The following is a 22,530-nucleotide window of genomic DNA, read 5'->3' as shown; positions in this document are numbered from 1 at the left end:
TCGCCCCGGCGCGCTCAGGCGTCGGGCCCCGCTCCGTGGAAGACGGCCTCGACGTTGTTGCCGTCGGGGTCACGCACGAAGGCGCCGAAGTAGCCGGGGTGGTACTCCGGCCACAGGCGCGGCTCGTGCAGCGACTCGGCACCCAGCTCCAGGGCCTTGGCGTGGAACGCGCGCACCGCGTCGACGCCCGTGGCCCCGAACGCACAGTGCATCTCACGGTTGGGCTCGGCGCCCCGCCACGCGCTGATCCAGAAGTCGGGGTGGTCCTCGGAGCCGTAGCCGATGGCGACCCCGAAGTCCATCTGGCGGCTGTAGCCGAGAACCCCGAGGACCTCGTCGTAGAAGTGGGCGCTGGCCGCGAGGTCGGAGCAGTTGATGCCGAAGTGATCGATCATGACCGCAGGCTAGCCATTGTCTTCGGGCCCAGTCTTTGGTCGACTGTCTGTGGTGGGTCCGGCCCATCAGGGGCCGGTCCACGCGACCCGGAGGTGCCCATGAGCAGTTCAACGCAGTCGATCCCCGAGAACGCAGAGGACGCAGATTTCGAGGGATCTCCCGCGGGCGTGCACTCGACGCTGACCGTCGGTGCACCCGTTGACCAGGTGTGGCGCCACCTCATCAGCTCCCGCGGCACCGAGGCCCTGCTCGGTCCCGGTGTCACGCTCGGCAACAAGGGAGAGTCGTGGCACAGCGCGGACGGTCCCCACGGCGTCGTGCGCAGCTACCACCCCATGGAGCAGATCCGCGTCTCCTGGCACCCGCACGAGGACGGCCCCCTCAGCATCGTCGACCTCCAGCTCAAGCCCGACGGCGACGGCACGCGCGTCGACCTGTACCACGAGGGTCAGGGCATCGCCGAGGACGGTGCGGGCGACAAGTCGCGATGGGACGAAGCCCTCGGACGGTTCGCCCAGGCCCTCGACTCGTAGGGAACTGGTCAGGGAACTGGTCAGGGAACTGGGCAGGGAACTGGGCACTCGACCGTCGGGAGACCGCACTCGTCTGGGCGGGAGCGCGGCCGACCTGCGTCAGTGGACGACCATGACCGGGCAGGTCGCGTCGTGGATGACCCGGTGGCTGACCGACCCGAGCAGCATCCCTGTGAACCCGCCGTGCCCGCGCGAGCCCACGACGATCAGTCCGGCGGTAGCGCCGAGGTCGGCGAGGGACTGGCCCGGGTCGCCGTAGAGCACCTCCGTCGTCACCAGCACCTTCGGGTGCCGGGCCCGCACCCGGTTGGCAGCCCGCGTCACCGACTGCTCGGCGTGGTCGCGGATCGCGTGGGTCTCCTCGGTGCCTCCCTTGGCCACCTCTGCGTAGGTCCAGGCCTCCATCGAGGCCGACTGCGCCACGCGCACGACGTGCAGGGCGGCGCCTTCCCGCTCGGCCACCTCGGCGGCCGCGTCCACTGCGCGAGTGGAGCTGTCCGAGTCGTCGACACCCACGACGACGTCGTGGTCCCGACCGGGCCGTGGCGGCGTCGGCAGGTCGTCGGACGAGGGGTCGACCGGCCCGCGCACGACGACCACCGGGCACGTGGCGTGGGCCGCGACCGTGTACGAGGTCGACCCGAGCAGGCCGGCGAGCACCCGCCCGCGCCCTCGGCTGCCGACGACGACGAGGTCGGCGTCCTTCGAGGCGTCCACGAGCTGCGCGGCGGGGCTGCCGAGCCAGTACTGCGTCTCGATCTTGGCGGCGTCGAGCTTCTCGCCGGCGCGCACGGCGCCGTCGTCGACGAGGCTCTTGGCCGCGTGCGCGAGCGTGGGCTCGAGCTGGCTGAGGTCCATGGCGGGGAACGCCGGCACGGTCGCGACGTTGACGCTGTGCACGAGGGTCAGGTGCGTGCCCTGCACGTGCGCCGTCTCGGCGGCCCACGCCAGCGCGAGTCGGGATCCGGGCGATCCGTCGTAGCCGACGACGATGCCGTACTTGGTGCGAGCCTGGCGGTTCATGGTGCGCCCCTTTCCTGGGCGTGACGATCGATGTCGCCGGGGCCGCTCCGCTCCGGCCACCCCAATCGTCCCGCCCCGGGAAGGTCCCCAGCGGGTGGGTGTGACCACTCAGACAGGTGGGGACGGCCACGACCGCGTATGCCGCCGGGCCGGGTCACGGGACCCGACCCGACGGCATACGGGTTGGGTCAGCTGACGGCCTTGAAGGCGTCGACCTCCCCTGAGCCGAACCAGCTGTTGTGGCCGACTCCGCCCTGGCACTGCTGGAGGGCGCCGCCGTCGAGGGCCGGGAAGAAGGCGTACGGCGTCACGTCCGCAGGGCAGGCGAGCGGGTTGGTCGCACGCTGCAGGGCCGCAGCGAGGGCGCTACCGCTCTGTCCGGTGCGGCTTGCGATGAGTGCGGCGACACCCACCGCGTGCGGCGAGGCCATCGACGTGCCCTGCTGGTAGCAGTACGCCGCTCCGCTCGCGTCGACCACCCGTCGCGCCGGCAGACACGTCACGTTGAGCAGCGCGGCCGGCCACGTCGAGAGGACACGGCCGTTGGGGGCCGCGGCAGTCAGCTGCAGGAGCGAGTCGCCACCGGGTGCTGCGACGTCGACCGACGACGTGCCGAAGGACGAGTAGAACGACTTCATCTGCAGGTTGCCGGTGGCACTGACACCGACCACACCGGGGACCTCCGTCGGCACGACCGCGCACGCGTTGGTGATGTCTCGCGTCACGGGAGTCGTGTTGTCCGGGCTGGTCTGGTCCTGGGTCGGGTGGGACAGGTCGTCGGCCTGGTTGCCCTCGGCCGCGACGACGAGGACGCCCTTCTTCTGGGCGTACTTGATGGCGCGACGCTCGGCGTTCCAGATCGCCCGCTGATCGGGGTCGTTCTTGCAGTTGAAGAGCCACGGGTCGGCGAAGTAGCTGTTGTTGGTGACGTCGACACCATGGTCACCGGCCCACATGAACGAGCAGATGACAGCCTCGGGGAAGAAGAACCCGTTGGCGTCGCCGGCCTTGATGCCCGCGATGCGCACCGACGGCGCGATCCCGACGATGCCGATGCCGTTGGCTGCGGCGGCGATGGTGCCGGCCGTGTGGGTCCCGTGACCGTTGTCGTCCGCGGCGGCGACCTTGCCGGGCACAGCAGCGCCGCTGGTGCAGTTGGCACTGGCACCGTCGGCGACGTTCGCAGCGAGATCAGGATGCGTGTAGTCCAGTCCGGTGTCGATGTCACCGACGAGGACCGACGGGCTTCCCGTGGTCACCGTGTGGGCGTTGCCGACCCGGATCTGGTTCATGTCCCACTGCAGGCCCGACAGGGAGTCGGTCAGCGAGATGACGCCGGCCGCGGCGGCCGTTGCCCGGGGCGTGGTGCTCGCGGTCGCGGCACCGGCCGCTCCGCCGGCGCCGACAGCAGTGGCGAAACGCGTGGTGGCAACGGCGCCCTCGACCCCGTTGACCGTCTTCATCCGTGCGGCGAAGTCGACGTCGGTCGAACGCGCGACGACGACACTGATGGGTGCGTAGCTCGCGACGACCTGCCCGCCGGCAGCGCTCACGGCCGCAGCCGCACCGTTGGTCGCAGCCCCGCTCCGGTAGACGACCAGATAGGTCGTTGCGGCCCCCGCGGCCGTCGCCCCCGCGGCCGCCACCCCCGTCGCCAGCGCAGCGGCAGCGACGAGCGCGGCTGCCCCCACTCCGGCTACCGACCGAACCTTCTTGCGAGATCCATTCCGTGCTCGTGACACCGACATGGCCCACTCCTCCGCGGTGGCGGCGTGGTCACCCCACCGCACCGGCCGTCTCCGTGGCGGCCCAACAGATCAGCGTAGAACTGTCGGAAGCGGCGGGCGAGTCTTTCCGTCAGTCGCGTGCAGCGGCGGTGGCCCGGTCGTTCGCGCGCTGGATCGCCTCCACCAGCTCGTCCTTGCTCATCCGCGAACGACCCTCGACGTCGAGGCGTCTGGCGATCTCGTAGAGGTGCGCCTTCGAGGCGTTGGCATCGACCCCGCCGGCGGAGTCCCCGTCGTCGAGGTGCGCCCGCGCCTCCGCGCCGCGTCTGGCCGCCTGCGGGTCGCTCGGCCCCTTCTCGGCCTTCTCCTCCCAGTGGTCGCCGACCTTCTCGAAGGAGTGCTTGAGCGACGCGAACGCCGTGCGGTGCGCCCGCTCCCCCTCGCCGTACTGCTCCACCGCGGCGTCGTGGGTCGCCAGCCAAGTCTCCTGGGCCTTCTTCGACGAGCGCTCGAGGGTCGAGGGCAGGTCCGTGCTGCCCGATCGCTTCCTGGCCGGCATGTCGCTCCTCCTGGGTGGCACCGACGGGATCCCTCACCCGTCACGCGACTCTCACGTACCCACCCGGGCGGACGCGACGGCATACGAGCGGCATACGGGCGGCATCCCGGCGGCGTACGGGCGGCATACGGGCGGCGGCGTACGGGCGGTGGCGAGTTGTGCCGAAGGCGTTGCTCGCGACGCGGCACAGGGTACGGACCGAGACGGTGAGGCCGTGGCGCCGCACGACTCCACCCGACGGTTACAGCGATCGATCAAAGGAGATGTGATGAGCGAGGCTGTCGCACAACAACGCACGGACGGGGCAATCAGAAGCCTCGTGCCGGCGCGCATGGACCGGCTGCCATGGACGAAGTTCCACTGGTCCGTCGTCATCGGGCTCGGCATCTCCTGGATCCTCGACGGTCTCGAGATCCAGATCGTCTCCGAGTCCGGCTTCCAGAAGTCGCTCGGCATGTCGGCCGCGCAGGTCGGCCTCACGGGCACGATCTACCTCGTCGGTCAGGTCGTGGGAGCGCTGACCTTCGGCAGGCTCACCGACCGGTGGGGCCGCCGACGGCTCTTCATCATCACGCTGGTGATCTACCTCATCGGCTCGGGCCTGGCCGGCTTCGCGCCGAGCATGGGCTTCCTCTGGGTGTGCCGCTTCATCGCCGGCATGGGCATCGGTGGCGAGTACACCGCCATCAACTCCGCCATCGACGAGCTGATCCCGTCGCACTACCGAGGCCGCGTCGACATCGCCATCAACGGCACCTACTGGTTCGGCGCGTTCTTCGGCGCCCTCGCGAACCTCTACCTGCTCAACCCCGACAACGTCGCCGAGAACCTCGGCTGGCGCCTTGCGTTCTTCATCGGCCCGATCCTGGGCCTGTCGATCATCTACCTGCGCCGGCACATCCCGGAGAGCCCACGCTGGCTGCTCACCCACGGACGCGCCGAGGAAGCCGAACGCACCGTCGAGGAGATCGAGGAACGGGTGCGCCGCGAAGGCGGCGAGCTCCCCGAGGTCGACGAGAGCAAGGCGATCCTCGTCAAGCCGGAGGACGCGATGGGTCCGAAGGTGCTGTGGGACGTGTTCGTCCGCCGCTACGGCAAGCGCACGGTCCTGGGGCTCACGATGATGATCACCCAGTCGTTCCTCTACAACGCGATCTTCTTCACGTACGCGCTGGTGCTGACGAACTTCTACCACATCGACAAGGCCGGGACCTCGCTCTACTTCCTGCCGTTCGCGGCCGGCAACCTGCTCGGCCCGCTGCTGCTCGGCCATCTCTTCGACACCATCGGCCGACGCAAGATGATCTTCTTCACCTACACCGTCGCGGGCATCGTCCTGCTGGTGTCGGCCTGGCTGTTCCAGGCCCAGGCCCTGACGGCGACGACCCACACGATCTTCTGGTGCGTGTCGTTCTTCTTCGCCTCGGCAGGTGCGTCGGCGGCCTACCTCACGGTGAGCGAGATCTTCCCGCTCGAGGTGCGCGGGCAGGCCATCTCGTACTTCTTCGTCATCGCCCAGTGCGCCGGCGCGATCGCGCCCGTGCTCTACGGCACGCTCATCGGTGAGGGCAAGGACCGTATGCCGCTGACCTGGGGCTACGTCGCGGGCGCCGTCATCATGATCATCGGTGGTGCTGTGGCCCTCGCCATCGGCATCGACGCCGAGCGCAAGTCCCTCGAGGACATCGCCGACCCGTTGAGCAAGGTCTCGGAGGAGTCGGGAGCGGCGGCATGAACATCGCCGCGCTGGGTCGCCCCTACACGATCGTCGTGGGGGTGAGCCCGACGAGCGGGTCGCCGGGTGCACTGCGTTGGGCCGCCGAGGAGGCCGCAGTCCGCGGCGGGCGGGTCGTGGCGGTGCGCGCCTGGCGACCGCACGCTCCCGAGACCGCGACCGGCGGCCGGGTGCCATCGGTCGTCTCGGACGACAGCGCGCGTGCCGTCGAGGAGGAGCGTCTCGCTGCGGACGTCGCGAAGGTGCTCGGCCACGACCACGTGGTCGAGACCCGCGTCGTCGGCGGTAAACGGCGCGCCGTGATGCTCGAGGAGAGCCGAACGGCCGACCTCGTCGTCATCGACGCCGGGCGCTCGACCGAGGTGGGCGCGCGCTGGCTCGGGAGCCGGATCGCCCGGGCGTCACGGTGCCCCGTCGTCGTGGTGCCGCCTGCTCTCGGTGACCGGGGCACGGGCCCGCTCGCTCAGGCGGTCGGAAGGTTCGGCCGATCGGTCGAGCGTGCGGCCGGCACCGCCGGACGCCCGGGTTTCCAGCGGCCACCGGCCCGCTGAGGACCACCAGGCCAGGGACCGCGGACGATCGAGCCCCGGATCAGGGACTCGATCGTCCGCGGACCGCCGTCGTGTCAGCGCACCACCATGACGGGGCACGGCGCGTCGTGGATGACGCGGTGGCTGACCGAGCCGAGCAGCATCCCGGTGAACCCTCCGTGGCCTCGCGAGCCCATGACGATGAGGCCCGCCGAGACGTCGCTCGCGTAGCCGGCGATCGCCTGGCCGGCGGCGCCGGCGACGATGTTGGTGCGGACGTCGAGCCCGGGATGGGCTCGCCGCGCCTCCTCGGCGACGTCGAGCACGGTCTTCTCGAACTGCCGGTGCATCGTCTCGACGACCTCCTCCCGACCGAGCATCGTGTCGGTCTCGGGCCACGCCTCCAGGCCCCCGACGTTGTCGACCGACACGATGTGCAGGGAGGCCTCGGCCGCTGCCGCGACCTGGATGGCCGTCTGGAGAGCCGTCTGGGCCGGCTTCGAGTCGTCGAAGGCGACGACGACGGGGTGCGATGGGCCGGCGTGGACGACCGCGGCACCACGTACGACGACTGCGGGGCAGTGCGCGTGGGCGGTGACGGCATACGACGTGGACCCGAGCAGCCCTGACGAGATCGTGCCGTGACCGCGAGACCCCGTCACGAGCAGGTCTGCCTGCGCCGACACCCCCACGAGCTCCGCCGAGGCGTTGCCGACGGCGCTCAACGGGCGGACGTCCTTGCGGCTCAGCTGTTTCGAGGCAACCTCGATCGCATCGGAGAGGACGCCGCGCGACAGCTCCTCATAGGTGTGGGCATGGACTCCGGGGTCGTAGGCGCGGAACGTCGGGGTCATGGTCAGGCCCACACAGTGCAACAGCGTGAGCGGACGGTCGTCACGCCTCGCGGTCTCGACCGCCCAGTCCAAAGCGAGGCGTGCCCCGGGCGATGCGTCGTAGCCGACGACGATGCCGTGGCTCGTGGTGGTGTTCGTCGGGCTGGCTTCGGCGCCCATCGCTCTCCCCCTCCATGCTGGTCGGGGCCGTGTGCTCCGGCCACCTCCATCGTCTCGCCTGGCGGCGGCCGCGACGGCGACCTGTGACCACAGAGACACACCGGCGGAGAGACACGTGACGCACGAGACAGCGCCCCTTTCCGGGAGCCACCGCAGCGGGGGCCGGACCGGCCTAGCGTGGAGACATGCGCACCGGGGCGCCTGCACGCACGCCGGCCGAAGCCCGTGGGACCGGCAGCCCCGGCTGGGACGACGAGATCCTGCGCGTCACGCCGAACGACCTGACGACGTTGCTGAGCGACCGCGGTCCGGCTCCGATGAACATCGCGGCGGTGCTCGTCGTCGACGGTGGTTCCACGCTGGATCGGTCGGCGGTCACGGCGGTTCTCGCACGTGGCGTGGCGCGGGTCCCGCGTCTGCGACAGCGCCTCTGCACTGCGCCTCTCGGGTGTGGTCGGCCCTACTGGCTCGACGACGAAGACCTCGGGCTGGGTCGCCACGTCTTGTTCGAGCGGGTGGGCCGGGAGGCGGACCTCTGGCGCCGCGTCGCCGAGCTCGTGTGCCGACCCCTCCCCCGTGATCGTCCGCTCTGGGCGGCGCACTGGATCGTCGGGCTGCCGGAGGACCGCGGCGCGCTGGTGTTCATCTCGCACCACGTGCTGACGGACGGGATCGGTGGGCTCGCAGTGCTGGCAGCCCTCACCGATGCCGGCCCCACCAGCGCCGCCGCCACCGGCGACGCCACCGACCTCACAACACGTGCGGTCCCCTCGGGCCCCGGGCGGAGCCGGACCGCCCCCAGCCGGCAGGCCCTGGCCGCCGACGCGTGGCACGGGCGACTCCAGGCCGCCGTGTCGGTCGGCCCGCGGCTGCGCCTGGTCCGGTCGGGCCTGCGCGACCTGGGCGTACGCGCGGCGCGCCCCCGGCTCTGCCCGGCGACGTCGCTCAACCGGCCGACCGGTGACCGCCGCCAGGTATGCGTCCTCGACACCCCGCTCACCGCCGTCATCGCGGCGGCTCACCGGCATCAAGCGACCCTCAACGACCTCCTGCTCACGGCGGTGTCGGGGGCGATCGGCGGGGCTCTCGCGGACGACGGGCAGCGCCCCGACTCGGTGGTCCTATCGGTGCCCTACTCGTCACGCGCCGCGACCACGGCGGGCAGTCTCGGCAACGCGACCGGGGTCGTGCCGTTCCGGATCCCGTTGGACAGCGATGCACTCACCAGGCTCCGGAGCGTCGTGCAGCTCACCAGGCAGCAGCACGGTCGGCCGAGGGCAGCCTCGGCGGGACCACTGGGCGTCGCCTTCCGCGGGCTTGCACGCGTCGGACTGCTGCAGTGGTTCGTCGACCACCAGCGGCTCGTCAACTCGTTCGTCACGAACGTCCACGGCCCGGACGCAGCCTTGAGGTTCTGTGGCTGCGCGGTCACACGGCTGGTGCCGATCGCGGTGACGCCCGGGAACGTCGCCGTGAGCTTCGTCGCGCTCTCGTATGCAGGAACCCTGGCGATCAGCGTCGTCACCGACCCCGAGGTCGTCGCGGACAGCGGCCCCCTCGTGGCGCACCTGAGGGAAGAGCTGGACGTGCTCCTGTGCTGACGCTGCCGCTGCCTCCGCTCAGGATCACGGCGCGACCGCGGCTCGCAGGATGGCGTCGGCGGACACGTCGATGTCGGCCTCTGTCGTCGTCGCGTTCGAGATCGAGATGCGGATGAGCCGCAGCCCGTGCCAAGTGGTGCCGCCGACCCAGCAGGTGCCGTCGCGCTGGACGCGCTCGATGACGGCGTCGGTGCACGCCGGGTCCCCGACGCTGACGAGCACCTGGTTGAGCACGACGTCGTTGTGGATCGTCGCACCACCTGCGCTCAGCCGTTCTGCCATGCGTCGTGCCAGCGCGCACGAGCGGTCGACGAGATCTGCCACGCCGTCGGTGCCCAGCTCGCGCAGCGCAGCCCAGACAGCGAATCCCCTTGCCCGTCTGGAGGACTCGGGGGTGAGGTCTCCGAGGATGCAGTCCGAGGACGCCCCTGACCCGGTGAGGTACGAGGCGGCATACGACATCGTGGACGCGTGCAGGGCGGCGTCGGCGCAGATGGCGAGACCGCAGTCGTACGGGACGTTCAGCCACTTGTGAGCGTCGACGCCCCATGAGTCCGCGAGGTCGAGCCCGTCGACCAGGTGAGCAGTGCGGGGGCTCGCGGCCGCCCACAGTCCGAAGGCGCCGTCGACATGCACCCAGGCCCCGTGCTCGCGTGCGAGCGGGATGGCGGCGCGGAGGTCGTCGCACGCGCCCGTGTTGACGTTGCCCGCCTGCAGGCAGACGACGACGGGGCGGCCCGCAACCGCGTCGAGCGTCACAGCCAGCTGGTCGAGGTCGATGGCTCCCTGAGCGCCGGATGCCACGGGCACGATGCTCGCGGTGCCGAACCCGAGCAGGCGCGCGGCGCGGTCGATCGTGGCATGCCGCTCGTCGCCCGCGACGATCGCGACGTGCGGCGCGCCGAACAGGCCGTCGCGTGCGACGTCCCAGCCCACGTCGGCCAGGACCCGCTGCCGACCCACGGCGAGCCCGACCGTGTTCGCCGCCTGTGCGCCGGTGACGAAGCCGACGGACGCTGTCGTGGGCAGTCCCAACAGCTGTCTGACCCAGGTCGCGGCGGCACGTTCCGCCGCCGCCGCGGACGGGGAGAGCACCTCGCTGTAGGCACACTGGTCCCAGCCGGTGGCGAGCAGGTCTGCGGTCGTGGCGGCAGGCGACGAGCCCCCGATGACGAAGCCGAAGTAGCGCGGGCCGACGGTGCCCACCAGACCCGGGGTGGCCGCGGCCACCAGCTCGTCCACCACCTGCGCGGGCGCGGTCGCGCCGGCGTCCAGTGGTCTCCCGAAGGCCTCGGCGAGGGCTCCAGGGTCCGGGTAGGGGTGCACGGGCCGGTCGGTCACGGACCCACGGTGCCTGGCCCCCTCGGCGGCGGCGCGGGTGAAGAGCTGCTCGAGGTCGGAGTCCATGGAGCGCACGTTCCTCGCCCGGAGGGCAGGCACGCAAGAGTGGGTCGTCGACCCGGGACTGCGGTTGTCGGCCCATCGGGCAGCCCTCACCGTCGCCGTCAGGAGGCGGCGGTGAGCGGCTCCGGCAGTCGGAAGACACCGTCGCCCGTGGCGACGTGGAAGCCGAGCAGCCGCACCCCATGGGCGGAGCAACGCTCGATGGTGATCTGGTGCCACACGCGGTCGACGTCGTCGGCGACGGTGCCTCGCGGACGGCCTCGACCGATGAGGAGCGAGCCGTTGCGTCGGGCGACGAGCGGCAGGACGAGCTCGAGCAGCTTGCCCAGCCCGTCGGCCTCGCGGTCTGCGGGGACGTCGTGCAGCAGGATGGGCTGCACGCCTCGGTGCTGCTCGTCGCAGATCATGAGGCCGACGCAGCCGTTGGCCCGATCGGTCTCGCCGATGATGAGGTCGATGACGTCGCCGGCGACGCGGGGGTCGGTGAGAGGGATCTCGCTGGCTCGTGGGGGCAGGTCCTGGAAGGTCATGCGTGCCATCGTGACGGCGCCAGGACCTGCCCCGTCAGAGTTGTCCCCAAGCGTTGTCCCCAGCGTCGTCCCCGGCGTCGTCCCCGGCGACGGCTTGTCAGCGAGGTTCGAGTCCGAGACGCTGCGCGACCTGGTCGCCACCGATCTCGCGGACGAAGTCGGGGTCGCCGACGACGACGAGCTGGTCGGTGGCTCGGGACATCCCGACGTAGAGCATCTCGCGGGCACGGTCGGTCGACTTCGCGTTGACGCACAGCACGACGGCCCGCCGTTCCAGGCCCTTGCAGCCCAGGACGTGTCCGTAGAAGACGTCGTCGTCCTCCCAGAAGGAGCGCCAGTAGCCGAGGTGGCCGTCGGCCTCCTGACGCTCCACCTGCGCGGGGTGGCGCGATCCCATGGTCAGCAGGGCAACGTGGTCGGGACGCCACCCAGCGGTCAGCAGGACGTCGACCTGGTCGTCCGCCGCGGCGATGACCTCGTCGATGGCGGCCGGCACGAAGGTCACCTCGGCACCGTCTCCGCCGCGCAGCTGCATCCGGGTCGGCGCGAGGGGGCCGAAGGCCTTGGCGATCTGCTGGGTGTTGCGGAGGTTGTGGTCGAGCACGAGGGGGACGAGCGGCACCGGCGGCCGCCCGTAGCGCGCGAAGATGCGCTGGTTCTCGTCGCTGTAGACGTACAGGCCGCCTTCGTCCTCGTCGCGCAGGGCCTTCATCAGCGGGTGCCACCAGTGGTCGGCGAAGTCCTGGGCCTCGTCGACGATGACGGCGTCGAACCGCTTGCCGTCGGGCAGCGCCGAAGCCACCTCGGCCATCCGGGCCGCGAGGTCACGCTCCCAGAAGGCTGCGTCATTGCGGTCGTGCGAGGCCGTGACGATGCCCCAGAGGTTGGCGAGGTCCTCGAAGGAACCGACGAACGCGGGCCGGTGGTTGCGTGGCACCCCGGCGAGCTGCCGCTTGAAGTACTGCGACAGCCCGATCGAGTAGCAGACGAGCGCCACCCGCTGGGCCTTGCGGTCGCCTTGCCCGCGGGTGAGGTCCTTGGCCTGGGTGAGAGCGAGGATCGTCTTGCCGCTGCCGGCGCCGCCGCGGATCTCCATCCGCCGAATCAGCCGCGTCACCTGGAGCAGGGCCGCCTGCTCGAGCGTCAGCCGGTCGGCCGCGGCCTCGCGGTCGTCGGCATCCGCCGCGATGTCGGGCGCGGGAAAGCTTCTGCCCGTGAGGATCTCGACGATCAGGTCGACGTCGTCGCGGGTCGGGACGCGCTGGTCGTTCTCCTGGTGGGCGGCGACGGAGTGGATGCGTCCGGCGAGGTCGTCGAGGTCGCCGCTCCCGCTGATCATCCACCGTGGGCAGTCAGGGGTGGCGAAGTCGGAGGCGACGTCGGTGAACGGCACGACGACCGCGTGGCCGAACCGCACCCGGCCGCGGTGGTTCTTCCACCGTGGGTCGGCCTCGACGAACTCGCGAAGGGCGTACTTGCCGTCGCGGCACTGTTCCACGGGGCGCACCCGGCTCTTGCGGGTGCCGCCGCCCGACCACCAGTGGCCCTGCGCGTCGACGGAGACGCTGCCGCCCTTGACCTCGACGACCACGACGCCGACCCCCGGCATCAGCACGACGACGTCGAGCTCGTGGTCCTTGCGCTGCGACGTCAGTCGCAGGTTGGGCAGCAGCACCGTGCCGTCCGCCACCGTGCCGCTCAGCCGCTCCCAGACGAGACGCTCGGACTCGTGCGCGAAGCGCGCCCCCTCCCCCTGTGCCATGGCCGCAGGCTAGCCACCCGCGCCGACACGGTGCGGCACTTCGGACGTATGCCGTCCGGCGAGCCGTAGGGGACGTACGGGGTCAGCGGGGGCCGTCGAGGGCAAAAACCGCAAAGCCCTCCGGGCCGGTCAACGCGAGCGTACGTTGGAAAGTCGTGTGGGCTTGGTTCTGCATGTACGACCAAGGAAGAGGCCTCGCGACGATTCAGCGCAGATTCCCCAACGGAGGTGCTCATGCGAAAGATCATCGCCACCAGCGGAGCCGCAGCCATCGCTGCGGCTCTGCTGAGTCTGCCAGGAGCCGCGAACGCCGCCCCTTCTGACACCCGCCAGATCACGTCCTCTGGCACGACCAGTATTCGCAGCCTCGCCGCCGGCGCCGACGGGCTCCAGCAGCCCGAGCTCCGGGCCGGACCGGACGACGAGGGGCCCGCCGCCCCGTCGACCCGGCCCGACCCGAACTTCAAGCACGGCATCTTCCCCAAGCACCCGCTCGAGGCCCCAGTCGTGGCCTCCAGTGCGGTCGCGGCCACCAACCCGGCGGTCCGCGCGAGCATCCAGGGCCTGAACCACCGCGACCAGCGGCTCGCGAACGGCGGCAACCAGTTCTCGACGGAGCCGCCCGACCAGGCCCTCTGCGTCGGCAACGGCTTCACGGTCGAGTCGGTCAACAGCGTGCTGCGGGTCTACAACGCGAACGCCGTGCCCGTGACCGGCGTGCAGGACCTCAACACGTTCTTCGGCTATCCCGCAGCGTTCAACCGGGCCACCGGCAATCAGGGCCCCGACGTCATCGACCCCGTCTGCCACTTCGACCCGGACTTCGGGCGCTTCGTCGTGGCCATCACGACCCTTCACGTCGTGCCTGCCACGGGTGACTTCACTGGCCGCAACACCATCGACGTCGCCGTCTCCAACACCGGTGACCCCACGGGCTCCTGGACCGTCTACTCCGTCCCGGCCCAGAACGACGGGACCGAGGGCACACCGAACCACGGCTGCACGACCGACGGCACCACGCCCGGCCCGTGCTTCCAGGACTACCCGCACATCGGCGGCGACGCCAACGGCATCTACATCACGACGAACGAGTACGACCTCTTCGGCCCGAACTTCAACGCCGCGCAGGTCTTCGCGTTCTCGAAGGCACAACTGGCCGCGCACCCGACCTCGGTGCGCGTGACGCTGGTCCCGAACCTGCACCTCGCCGGCACACCCGGATTCACGGTGTGGCCTGCCACGTCGCCGGCCAACCAGTACGCCACCGACGCGAACGGCACGGAGTTCATGCTCAGCTCGGTCGCCGGTGACGGCTCGGAGACCGGCAACCCGACGGGTACGGCCCGACGCATCGGACTCTGGGCACTGACCAACACCGCCTCGCTCGGGGCGGCGACGCCGGACCTGCGGGTCACCAACCGGGTGATCAACAGCGAGACGTACGTCGTGCCGCCCAAGGCCGAGCAGAAGCCCGGTCCGTTCCCCCTCGGTCAGTGCATCAACGACACGACGCTCGCGACCCCGTTCGGCCCGGGCTGCTGGCAGTTCTTCTTCAACCCGCCGGAGCCGGCCCACGACGAGGTGATCTCCCACCTCGACGCGAACGACAGCCGGATGCAGCAGACCTGGTACACCAACGGCGTCCTCTGGGGCGCCCTGGACACCGCGGTCCGCGTCAACGGCCAGCTGAAGGCCGGTGTCGCCTGGTTCGCCGTGGAACCGAAGATCAACGGCGCCGGCAAGGTCGGCGGCAAGGTCGAGAAGCAGGGCTACCTCGGGTTGGCGAACAGCAACCTCACCTACCCCGCCATCACGATGCTGCCCAACGGCAAGGGTGCCATCGCGTTCACCGTCGGTGGCGCCGACCGCTACCCGAGCGCCGGCTACGCCGCGATCTCGTCGGCGGGAGCAGTGGGCCCGATCCACATCGTCGGAGCGGGCCTCGGCCCGGCAGACGGGTTCACCAGCTACAAGGCGTTCGTGGGTTCGCCGATCCGCACCCGCTGGGGCGACTACGGCGCCGCCGTCACCGACGGCCGCTCGATCTGGATGGCCTCGGAGTACATCGCCCAGACGTGCACCCTCGCCCAGTACGTCGCTACGCCGTTCGGCAGCTGCGGCGGCACGCGGACCTCGCTGGGCAACTGGTCCACGCGCATCACGAAGATCACGCCGTGACACTCGCCTGACAGAGCCACGCACACGTATGCCGCCCAGCCTCGCGAATCCGGCTGGGCGGCATACGTGCTCGGTGACGGCGTCTGTCAGGCGACGCGCTGCTGCGGTGCCGTCTCGGCCGTCTTGCCCGGGTCCTTCTCGACGACGTCGCCGAGCACGTCGTCGATCTTGGCCATCAGCTCGGGCTCGAGCTTCACGCCGGCCGCCTTGACGTTCTCGGCCACCTGCTCCGGACGGGACGCCCCGACGAGCGCGGCTGCCACGTTGGGGTTCTGGAGCACCCACGCCACGGCGAGCTGCGCCATCGTGAGACCGGCCTCGTCTGCGATCGGCTGGAGACCCTGGACGCGAGTGAGCACGTCGTCGTTCATGAACCGCTTGATCATGTCGGCGCCGCCCTTCTCGTCAGCGGCGCGCGAGCCCTCGGGAGGCTGCTGCCCCGGCTGGTACTTGCCCGTGAGCACGCCCTGCGCGATGGGGCTCCACACGATCTGGCTGACGCCCAGCTCCTCGCACGCCGGCACGACCTCGCCCTCGATGACCCGCCAGAGCATGGAGTACTGCGGCTGGCTGGAGATGAGCTGGAAGCCCAGCTCCTTTGCGAGAGCGACGCCCTCACGGATCTGGTCGGCGGTCCACTCGCTGACGCCGATGTAGAGCGCCTTGCCCTGGCGGACGACGTCGGCGAACGCCTGCATCGTCTCCTCGAGCGGCGTCTCGGTGTCGTAGCGGTGGGCCTGGTAGAGGTCGACGTAGTCGGTCTGCAGTCGCTTCAGCGAGCCGTTGACCGACTCCATGATGTGCTTGCGCGACAGCCCGGTGTCGTTCTTGCCACCGGGGCCGGTGGGCCAGTAGACCTTCGTGAAGATCTCGAGGCTCTCGCGCCGCTCGCCCTTGAGAGCGTCACCGAGCACGGTCTCGGCCTTGGTGTTGGCATAGACGTCAGCGGTGTCGAACGTGCTGATGCCCGCCTCGAGCGCCGCACGCACGCACTGCGTCGCGACGTCGTTCTCGACCTGTGAGCCGTGGGTCAGCCAGTTGCCGTAGGTGATCTCGGAGATCTTGAGTCCGCTGTTGCCCAGGTATCGGAAGTTCATCCCCCCACCGTATGCCGCCGGGTCGATTCGGGCGGAACGGCCACATCGGGTGGTGAGACGGGTGTCGATGGAACTGCCGGGGCGGGTACAGACGTTGGGGTGAAACCAGCAGTCACGCTGCTGGCCTCGGCGGAATCTTCATGTTCGCTTGAACGTTGGTCCGCATGAGTGACGCGTGGGCAGAGTGTCCACGCCTGGACCTGAAGGGGGTGCACCCGATGCGGCAGAGGAAGTACGAGGAGTTCGAAGAGGACAACGGCACGATGCTGCGCTACGTCCGTCACGAGAACGGCGGCGGATTCGTGGAGTCGCACGCCCACGTCGACCCGACCGCCTACATCGGGCCATCTGCGTACGTCGACCGTGACGCGGTCGTCGGAGCTGGAGCCCGCATCGGCAAGGGCGCGTGGGTCGATCGTGAGGCTGTGGTCCACCCACACGCCGTCATCGGCTCGACCGTCCACGTCGGTACCGGCGCCGTCGTCGGACGGGAGGCCCGGATCGGAGCTCGCGTCAAGATCGGCGCGCACGCCCACATCTGGGACGCTGCGCGCGTCGACGGCGATGACGTCGTGCCCGAGGGCTCTGTCGTCCGGCCCGGTTCACGGAGCCGCCGCGCGGCCTGACGCGGCTTCCCCTCTGGTCGCTAGCCCGGTGCGCTGCCGATGAGGTCGCGCACCGAGGTGCACGGGAGCCAGGGGTATGCCGCGCGGCTGGCTGCGGGGTCGAAGCGCAGGTCGGCGCGGTCCATGGCCAGGCCCATCCGTGCCATGCGCGCCAGCGCCGGCCTGAACGGCCGAGCGGCCTGACCCAGGACGCGCAGAGCGAGTCGCGGGACGTGACGTGGAGCCGACCGTGGTCGCACGAGGTCGGCGAGCTCGTTGAACGTCAGGTCCTCGGGGCCACCGACGTCCACCACGCGCCCGCGCAGGCTGCGGTCCGTGGCGGCACGCGCCACGGCGTAGGCGACGTCGCCGACGCTGACGAGGTTGAGCGGGTTGTCGCCCTGCCCGAAGACCTGCGGTCCCTTGCCGTCTCGCGCCGAGTCCGCGAGCATCTCGATCCACATCTCGGCGAAGGCACTGGCCCGCACGATGGTCCAGTCGACACCGCTGGCTCGCAGATGCTCCTCTGCCTGCCACTTCATCCGGTGCAGTTCCAGCGGGTGCTCGGGTGACGCGTCGACGACGGAGACCAGCACGACGTCGACCCCACCGGCCGCGCGCGCCGCATCGATGAGCGCGATGTTGCCGTCGCGGTCCACCGATGCCGGGGACTCAGCCTTGGCCGGGTCCATGCCGTGCGCAGCCGCGATGACGGTCTCGACGCCATCGAGAGCCGCCGCCAACGTCGACGGGACACGCAGATCGGCGGCGACGAACTGCGCGCCGGGAACGGGCGGGTCGCCCGGGGAACGTGCCACGACCCGAACATCGTGCCCCCCGTCGACCAGACGGGCCGCAACGAGCCGACCGAGGCGGCCGGTGCCGCCGATGATCGCGATCATGGCCACGTTCCTTCCGGGACTGCCGTGACGTGGGCGCGTGGCGCGGGGTGTCCTCGCGTCCCTCTCAGGGTCCCACCGGGGGCAGCGCGTCGTGGGCGTCTCCACGTGATCCATCGGTCACACCGGGTGCGGGACACGACCACGCCGACCACCCACCACCCGGCACACGGCACACGGCACACGGCCGGGGCGGCTACACCGACCCCGCCACCCGGCGTACGGCCTCGGCGACCGCCGGGGCGACGGTGGAGTCGAAGACGCTCGGGATGATGAAGCTCGCGTTGAGCTCACCGGGCTCGACGGTGTCGGCGATGGCGGTCGCTGCCGCCACCATCATGTCGTCGGTGATGTCGGACACCCCGGCATCGAGCAGTCCGCGGAAGAAGCCCGGGAAGACCAGCACGTTGTTGATCTGGTTCGGGTGGTCGGAGCGACCCGTGGCCACCACGGCGGCATGCTCGCCCGCCGCGATCGGGTCGACCTCCGGGATCGGGTTGGCCAGGGCGAAGACGACCGCGTCCGGGGCCATCGTCGCGATGTCGTCGCCGGTCAGCAGGTCCGGCGCCGACACCCCGATGAAGACGTCTGCGCCGACGAGGATCTCCTTGAGCGAGCCGTTCTCGTGCCGCGCGTTGGTGTGGTCGGCGATCCACTGGCGGAACGGCTCCATGTCCTTGTCGCCGTTGTGGACCGCACCGTCACGCCCCGCGGCGACGATGTCACGGGCGCCCTGGCTGAGCAGCAGCCGGATGATCGCGTGGCCGGCCGCGCCGACGCCCGAGACGACGATGCGCACCCCGTCGATGGACTTGCCGACGACGCGGAGGGCGTTCTTCAGCGCGGCCAGCACCACGATCGCCGTGCCGTGCTGGTCGTCGTGGAAGACCGGGATGTCGAGCAGGTCTCGCAGGCGTCGCTCGATCTCGAAGCAGCGCGGCGCCGAGATGTCCTCGAGGTTGATGCCCCCGTAGACCGGGGCGATCGCCCGCACGATCTCGACGATCTGGTCCGAGTCCTGCGTGTCGAGGCAGACCGGCCACGCGTCGACTCCCCCGAACTGCTTGAACAGCGCGGCCTTGCCCTCCATGACGGGCAGGGCGGCGAGGGGGCCGATGTTGCCCAGGCCCAGCACGGCTGTCCCGTCGGTGACGACGGCGACGGTGTTGCGCTTGATGGTGAGGCGTCGGGCGTCCTCCGGATGCTCGGCGATGGCACGGCAGATGCGGGCCACGCCCGGTGTGTAGGCGCGGGAGAGGTCGTCCCGGTGCTTGAGCGGCACCTTGGGCACGACCTCGATCTTGCCCCCGAGGTGCAACAGGAACGTCTGGTCGCTGACCTTGCGCACCACGGCGCCGGTGATCGCGGCGATCGCGTCGGTGATCAGCCGGCCGTGCTCCTCGTCCTTGGTGTCACAGGTGACGTCGACGACGAGTCGGTCGGTGCGGCTCTCGGCGACGTCGAGCGCGGTGAGGGCTCCGCCCGCCGACGCCACCGCGGTGGTCAGGGCGGCCGTGGCGTTGGACGCGGCCGGCACCTCGACCCGGATGGTGATGGAGTACCCAGGACTCGGTGTGGCCATGGCCGTCCTCTCGCGTGTGCGACTGCCGACCAGCCCATCCTGCACCCGTCGGCGCGTCCGCGCCGTGGATGCCCCGCCGGGGGACGCCGCAGCGCGGAGGACTCGTCAGTGGGGAGGTCGCGTCAGGGCTAGGAACTCGGCTCTCGACCGGGAGTCGTCGCGCAGCACGCCGAGCAGGCTCGAGGTGATCGTCGTCGTCCCTGGTGCCTGGACGCCGCGGAGCGTCATGCAGAGGTGTTCGGCCTCGATGACCACACCGACCCCGACGGGTCCGAGCTGGGCGTCGAGCCAGTTGGCGACCTGGACCGTGAGGCGTTCCTGCACCTGCGGGCGCGACGAGAAGTGCTCGAGCACACGGGCCAGCTTCGAGAGTCCCAGAATACGTTCGCCCGGGAGGTAGCCGATGTGCGCCGTGCCGACGAAGGGCAGCATGTGGTGCTCGCAGAGCGACCTGACCGGGATGCTCCTGGCGACGATGAGCTCGTCGTAGCCGCCGTCGTTCGGGAACGTCGTCATCTGGAACGGCCGCGGGCTGACGAGCTCGACGAACGATTTGGCCATCCGTTCGGGGGTCCGCGCCATGGACTCGCTGTCCAGGTCGATTCCCAATGCCTCCAGCATGATTCGGGCCCCGGCCGTCGCCTGGGCGAGGTCGCGTTCAGGGACGGCCCCGGTCCCGCGCCACGTCGGGTGCTGGCGGTGGCGTGCGTCGGGATCTTCGGACGGAGCCGCTGTCGCCTGGTTCATGTGATGAGTCCTCTCTCGGGGTGGGTCGCCTGCTCCCCCACCGTTCCCGGTGGCCGGTGGTGCACATGGAGGGACAGGACGCTGGCGTCATCGATCCGCCGTCCGGCCGCGAGCCACGTGCTGGTGCTCTCGTGCGCGCGGGCCAGCAGTGTGGGCGTCTGGGTGAAGTCCGCTGGGGAGACGGACAGCGGGCACAGGGGTGGGACCACGTGCAGCCTGGCGTCGCCCCGGTAGCCGTTCACCTGCGCCATGAGCTGCCGGTGCAGCAGCAGGCTCAACGCGGTCAGGGCACCGCCGAGGGCGGACGTGGGCGGCGCCCCGGCGCAGGGATAGCCCGCCGGGAGGAGGTAGATGTCGCTGACGCCGTGCGCCGCCGTGTGGGCGAGGACGTCGAGCTCGCCGATGGCGCCGTCGACGAGTGTCCGGCCGTCCCTGGTGACCGGCGGCAGCACACCTGGCACCGCCGCCGAGGCGCGCACCGCGCTGACGGCCGGACCGGTCGCGAGAACCAGGCCGTGCCCGGTGACGAGGTCGGTGGCGGTGACCTCGACGGGGATGCGAGCCTGCTCGAGGTCCTCGTAGCCGAGGTTGCGCCGGAGCAGCCCGTCCAGACCTTGGCCGTCGAAGAGGGAGCTGCGGGTGCCGACGGCCGCCCCGAACCAGCGGCGCAGGTCGACGGCGAAGATGTCGTGTCGGCGCATTCCCCGCCACAGCATCGCAAGGGTACGAAGACGGTCGGCCCGACGGCCCGGACCGCCGAGGTATGCCGCGTTGACGGCCCCCACGGACGTGCCGACGAGAAGGTCGGCGTGGATGCCCTGCTCGTGGAGGGCGTTCAGCATGCCGACCTGCACGGCGCCGAGGCTCCCGCCACCCGTGAGCACGAATGCGATCGTCACGTGTCCTCCTCGACGCGGGGTCGGTGGTCAGTCCTGTTAGCGCCGGTGCACGACGCGGGTCTTACCGGCTTCACGACGAGACGCACGACCAGGGCGAGACGCACCCGACGGCAGGACTACGCCGTTCGACGTAGTGCAGCCCACCACCGCTGTGTGAAGCGCTCCCGCCAGGTGGCTACGCACAGTAGGACGCATACGCCCCACTCGGAGCACTCTGGAAGAAGGGGGACCCTCGTCATGCTCGGTACGAAACCATCTCCATACGCCCTGGCCCCCACGACCCGACGCGTGGTCGCCGTCGGCGTCGCGGTCGCGGCCGCACTCGTCACGCTTCCGGTCGCCCCCGCCTCAGCCGTGGCAGCCACCCTGTACGTCCGTCCGACCAGCTGTTCGGACGCGGGGGCCGGAACCGCTGCGTTGCCCTACTGCACGATCGTCAAGGCGGCGAAGGTCGCCGTGGCCGGACAGACCGTCGTCGTCTCGAGCGGCACCTACACCGGTGAGGTCCTCCCGTTGCACTCCGGCCTGCAGAGCTCACGGATCACCTACCGGGCGGCCACCGGGGCGACCGTGACCATCTCCGGCCCCCGGCACGCGTTCACCATCTCGAACCAGAGCTTCATCACGGTGATGGGCTTCCACATCCAGAACACGACGGGCATCGGGCTGTACGTGTCCAACGCCCGGGGCGTGATCCTGCTCGGGAACACCGTGCAGACGTCCGGCCGGCGAGTCAGCGGTTCGAGCGCGTACGGCATGTACCTCAACGGCATGGTCGGCTCCATCGTCAAGAGCAACCGGGTGACCAACAACTCCGCCTCCGGCATGTTCCTGTCGGCGACGTCCAACAGCAACGAGGTGGAGTCCAACGAGGTCTCGAGCAACGCGTACGGCTACGTGCGCAGCGCAGCCGGGATCGACGTGCGCGGCCCGGGGAACCTCATCAAAGGCAACCGGGTCCACCACAACGAGGACTCCGGCATCCAGGTCTTCCCCGGAGGCGACCGCACACGCATCGTCAACAACGTCGTGTACTCCAACAAGGGCTTCACGACGACTGTCCAGACCAACTGCACCCACCCCCTCACGGGCAACACCGCCGGGTGCATGACCGGTGACCACGGCATCGACAGCAGCGGCGTGACCGGCGGGCAGATCGTCGGCAACACGGTCTACGGCAACGCGACGTCGGGCATCAACCTCGAGGGTGTGCCCGCGGGAACGTCCAGCGGCTTCACCATCGCGAACAACATCTCGACCGACAACGCCATCAGCTGCCCAGACGGAGCGGGTGGGACCGTGAAGTGCCCGCGCAACGGCGGCAACATCCGGGTCGACACGAACTCGCGTCTCGGCACGAGCGTGGACTTCGACCTGCTCTCCCTCAGCTCTGCCGGGCTCATGGTCATCTGGGGCACGACGTCCTACTCGACCGTCGCTGCCTTCCGCACCGCGAGCGGGCAGGAGGCGCGCGGCCTGCAGGCCGACCCTCGGTTCACCAGCCCGTCCACCAGCGTGTTCACCCTCGCAGCAGGCTCCCCCGCCATCGACTCAGCCAACTCCAACGCCCTCGGACAGTCGGCGACGGACGCGCTGGCGCACTCGCGTGTCAATGACCCGGCGACCCCGAACACCGGCATCGGCGTACGCGCGTACGACGACCGCGGGGCGTACGAGTACCAGCCGGGGTGAGCCCCCGGGAGGGGGCGG

20 protein-coding genes are annotated in these 22,530 nt (G+C 70.5%); 7 read left to right on the top strand and 13 right to left on the bottom strand.

Annotation, left to right across the window (positions count from 1 at the left end; translation table 11 throughout):
* Positions 1-14: 14 nt before the first annotated feature.
* A complete protein-coding gene (locus AB4091_RS18985; RefSeq protein WP_442293883.1) occupies positions 15-395 on the bottom strand; it encodes a VOC family protein in 381 nt (126 codons plus the stop codon).
* 99 nt (positions 396-494) lie between these two features.
* On the opposite strand from AB4091_RS18985, the gene AB4091_RS18980 reads away from it, so the two are divergent.
* A complete protein-coding gene (locus AB4091_RS18980; protein WP_442293881.1) occupies positions 495-929 on the top strand; it encodes an SRPBCC family protein in 435 nt (144 codons plus the stop codon).
* A 99-nt stretch (positions 930-1,028) separates the two neighbouring features.
* On the opposite strand, the gene AB4091_RS18975 is transcribed toward AB4091_RS18980, so the two are convergent.
* From AB4091_RS18975 to AB4091_RS18965, 3 genes are all read right to left on the bottom strand, one after another.
* Positions 1,029-1,952, bottom strand: coding sequence for a universal stress protein (locus AB4091_RS18975; RefSeq protein WP_442293879.1), 924 nt, complete (start codon positions 1,950-1,952; stop codon positions 1,029-1,031).
* Between the two features lie 188 nt (positions 1,953-2,140).
* Positions 2,141-3,643, bottom strand: a complete 1,503-nt coding sequence (locus AB4091_RS18970) for a S8 family serine peptidase (RefSeq protein ID WP_442293877.1) — start codon at positions 3,641-3,643, stop codon at positions 2,141-2,143.
* 166 nt (positions 3,644-3,809) lie between these two features.
* Entirely contained in the window at positions 3,810-4,238 is a 429-nt protein-coding gene (locus tag AB4091_RS18965; RefSeq protein ID WP_442293875.1) for a ChaB family protein, read from the bottom strand.
* 331 nt (positions 4,239-4,569) lie between these two features.
* Here AB4091_RS18965 and AB4091_RS18960 point away from each other — a divergent pair, with 331 nt between their 5' ends.
* Together AB4091_RS18960 and AB4091_RS18955 are read left to right on the top strand one after the other, a co-directional pair.
* On the top strand, positions 4,570-5,973 hold the full coding sequence (locus AB4091_RS18960) for an MFS transporter (RefSeq protein ID WP_442294100.1): 1,404 nt from the start codon (positions 4,570-4,572) through the stop codon (positions 5,971-5,973).
* Entirely contained in the window at positions 5,970-6,524 is a 555-nt protein-coding gene (locus AB4091_RS18955) for a universal stress protein (protein WP_442293873.1), read from the top strand. The genes AB4091_RS18960 and AB4091_RS18955 overlap by 4 nt, the downstream gene beginning before the upstream one ends.
* Positions 6,525-6,598: 74 nt before the next feature.
* On the opposite strand, the gene AB4091_RS18950 is transcribed toward AB4091_RS18955, so the two are convergent.
* Entirely contained in the window at positions 6,599-7,516 is a 918-nt protein-coding gene (locus AB4091_RS18950; RefSeq protein ID WP_442293871.1) for a universal stress protein, read from the bottom strand.
* Positions 7,517-7,701: 185 nt separating this feature from the next.
* Between AB4091_RS18950 and AB4091_RS18945 the strand changes: the two genes are divergently transcribed.
* Positions 7,702-9,117 (top strand): wax ester/triacylglycerol synthase domain-containing protein, encoded by a 1,416-nt coding sequence (locus AB4091_RS18945; RefSeq protein WP_442293869.1) that lies wholly within the window; start codon positions 7,702-7,704, stop codon positions 9,115-9,117.
* A gap of 24 nt (positions 9,118-9,141) precedes the next feature.
* Here AB4091_RS18945 and AB4091_RS18940 read toward each other — a convergent pair whose 3' ends face one another.
* From AB4091_RS18940 to AB4091_RS18930, 3 genes are all read right to left on the bottom strand, one after another.
* Entirely contained in the window at positions 9,142-10,524 is a 1,383-nt protein-coding gene (locus AB4091_RS18940; RefSeq protein ID WP_442293867.1) for a pyridoxal phosphate-dependent decarboxylase family protein, read from the bottom strand.
* Between the two features lie 98 nt (positions 10,525-10,622).
* Positions 10,623-11,051: a hypothetical protein gene (locus AB4091_RS18935; RefSeq protein ID WP_442293865.1), complete on the bottom strand. Its 429-nt coding sequence runs from the start codon at positions 11,049-11,051 to the stop codon at positions 10,623-10,625.
* Between the two features lie 97 nt (positions 11,052-11,148).
* Entirely contained in the window at positions 11,149-12,813 is a 1,665-nt protein-coding gene (locus tag AB4091_RS18930; RefSeq protein ID WP_442293863.1) for an NERD domain-containing protein, read from the bottom strand.
* 234 nt (positions 12,814-13,047) lie between these two features.
* Between AB4091_RS18930 and AB4091_RS18925 the strand changes: the two genes are divergently transcribed.
* The gene (locus AB4091_RS18925; RefSeq protein ID WP_442293861.1) at positions 13,048-14,991 is read left to right on the top strand and encodes a hypothetical protein; all 1,944 of its coding nucleotides are present in this window, start codon (positions 13,048-13,050) and stop codon (positions 14,989-14,991) included.
* An 86-nt stretch (positions 14,992-15,077) separates the two neighbouring features.
* Here the strand turns inward: AB4091_RS18925 and AB4091_RS18920 are convergent, their stop codons facing one another.
* A complete protein-coding gene (locus tag AB4091_RS18920) occupies positions 15,078-16,088 on the bottom strand; it encodes an aldo/keto reductase family protein (RefSeq protein WP_442293859.1) in 1,011 nt (336 codons plus the stop codon).
* Positions 16,089-16,306: 218 nt separating this feature from the next.
* Here AB4091_RS18920 and AB4091_RS18915 point away from each other — a divergent pair, with 218 nt between their 5' ends.
* Positions 16,307-16,714 (top strand): transferase, encoded by a 408-nt coding sequence (locus tag AB4091_RS18915; RefSeq protein WP_442293857.1) that lies wholly within the window; start codon positions 16,307-16,309, stop codon positions 16,712-16,714.
* A gap of 20 nt (positions 16,715-16,734) precedes the next feature.
* Here AB4091_RS18915 and AB4091_RS18910 read toward each other — a convergent pair whose 3' ends face one another.
* The 4 genes from AB4091_RS18910 to AB4091_RS18895 all read right to left on the bottom strand — a co-directional run bounded on the left by AB4091_RS18910 (position 16,735) and on the right by AB4091_RS18895 (position 20,820).
* Positions 16,735-17,595 (bottom strand): SDR family oxidoreductase, encoded by an 861-nt coding sequence (locus tag AB4091_RS18910; RefSeq protein ID WP_442293855.1) that lies wholly within the window; start codon positions 17,593-17,595, stop codon positions 16,735-16,737.
* 193 nt (positions 17,596-17,788) lie between these two features.
* Positions 17,789-19,174 (bottom strand): NAD-dependent malic enzyme, encoded by a 1,386-nt coding sequence (locus AB4091_RS18905; protein ID WP_442293853.1) that lies wholly within the window; start codon positions 19,172-19,174, stop codon positions 17,789-17,791.
* Positions 19,175-19,279: 105 nt separating this feature from the next.
* Positions 19,280-19,921: a GTP cyclohydrolase I FolE gene (gene folE / locus AB4091_RS18900; RefSeq protein ID WP_442293851.1), complete on the bottom strand. Its 642-nt coding sequence runs from the start codon at positions 19,919-19,921 to the stop codon at positions 19,280-19,282.
* Positions 19,918-20,820, bottom strand: a complete 903-nt coding sequence (locus tag AB4091_RS18895; protein WP_442293849.1) for a patatin-like phospholipase family protein — start codon at positions 20,818-20,820, stop codon at positions 19,918-19,920. Before AB4091_RS18895 ends, folE begins: the two co-directional genes overlap by 4 nt.
* Before the next feature lie 237 nt (positions 20,821-21,057).
* Here AB4091_RS18895 and AB4091_RS18890 point away from each other — a divergent pair, with 237 nt between their 5' ends.
* Positions 21,058-22,512, top strand: coding sequence for a right-handed parallel beta-helix repeat-containing protein (locus AB4091_RS18890; RefSeq protein ID WP_442293847.1), 1,455 nt, complete (start codon positions 21,058-21,060; stop codon positions 22,510-22,512).
* The last annotated feature ends 18 nt before the right edge of the window (positions 22,513-22,530 follow it).

This window comes from Terrabacter sp. 2RAF25 (assembly GCF_052115265.1).
Lineage (GTDB): Bacteria > Actinomycetota > Actinomycetes > Actinomycetales > Dermatophilaceae > Terrabacter.
Note: the sequence above shows the minus strand (reverse complement) of the source record. Positions and strands in the feature narration are given on the sequence as shown.

Excerpts from the sequence above, each read along its gene's own strand:
- AB4091_RS18960 (WP_442294100.1), top strand. The coding sequence starts at position 4,570 with ATGGACCGGCTGCCATGGACGAAGTTCCACTGGTCCGTCGTCATCGGG.
- folE (WP_442293851.1), bottom strand. The coding sequence starts at position 19,921 with ATGAACCAGGCGACAGCGGCTCCGTCCGAAGATCCCGACGCACGCCAC.
- AB4091_RS18975 (WP_442293879.1), bottom strand. The coding sequence starts at position 1,952 with ATGAACCGCCAGGCTCGCACCAAGTACGGCATCGTCGTCGGCTACGAC.
- AB4091_RS18935 (WP_442293865.1), bottom strand. The coding sequence starts at position 11,051 with ATGACCTTCCAGGACCTGCCCCCACGAGCCAGCGAGATCCCTCTCACC.
- AB4091_RS18925 (WP_442293861.1), top strand. The coding sequence starts at position 13,048 with ATGCGAAAGATCATCGCCACCAGCGGAGCCGCAGCCATCGCTGCGGCT.
- AB4091_RS18955 (WP_442293873.1), top strand. The coding sequence starts at position 5,970 with ATGAACATCGCCGCGCTGGGTCGCCCCTACACGATCGTCGTGGGGGTG.
- AB4091_RS18950 (WP_442293871.1), bottom strand. The coding sequence starts at position 7,516 with ATGGGCGCCGAAGCCAGCCCGACGAACACCACCACGAGCCACGGCATC.
- AB4091_RS18985 (WP_442293883.1), bottom strand. The coding sequence starts at position 395 with ATGATCGATCACTTCGGCATCAACTGCTCCGACCTCGCGGCCAGCGCC.
- AB4091_RS18980 (WP_442293881.1), top strand. The coding sequence starts at position 495 with ATGAGCAGTTCAACGCAGTCGATCCCCGAGAACGCAGAGGACGCAGAT.
- AB4091_RS18930 (WP_442293863.1), bottom strand. The coding sequence starts at position 12,813 with ATGGCACAGGGGGAGGGGGCGCGCTTCGCGCACGAGTCCGAGCGTCTC.
- AB4091_RS18945 (WP_442293869.1), top strand. The coding sequence starts at position 7,702 with ATGCGCACCGGGGCGCCTGCACGCACGCCGGCCGAAGCCCGTGGGACC.
- AB4091_RS18915 (WP_442293857.1), top strand. The coding sequence starts at position 16,307 with ATGCGGCAGAGGAAGTACGAGGAGTTCGAAGAGGACAACGGCACGATG.
- AB4091_RS18905 (WP_442293853.1), bottom strand. The coding sequence starts at position 19,174 with ATGGCCACACCGAGTCCTGGGTACTCCATCACCATCCGGGTCGAGGTG.
- AB4091_RS18920 (WP_442293859.1), bottom strand. The coding sequence starts at position 16,088 with ATGAACTTCCGATACCTGGGCAACAGCGGACTCAAGATCTCCGAGATC.
- AB4091_RS18940 (WP_442293867.1), bottom strand. The coding sequence starts at position 10,524 with ATGGACTCCGACCTCGAGCAGCTCTTCACCCGCGCCGCCGCCGAGGGG.
- AB4091_RS18890 (WP_442293847.1), top strand. The coding sequence starts at position 21,058 with ATGCTCGGTACGAAACCATCTCCATACGCCCTGGCCCCCACGACCCGA.
- AB4091_RS18910 (WP_442293855.1), bottom strand. The coding sequence starts at position 17,595 with ATGATCGCGATCATCGGCGGCACCGGCCGCCTCGGTCGGCTCGTTGCG.
- AB4091_RS18965 (WP_442293875.1), bottom strand. The coding sequence starts at position 4,238 with ATGCCGGCCAGGAAGCGATCGGGCAGCACGGACCTGCCCTCGACCCTC.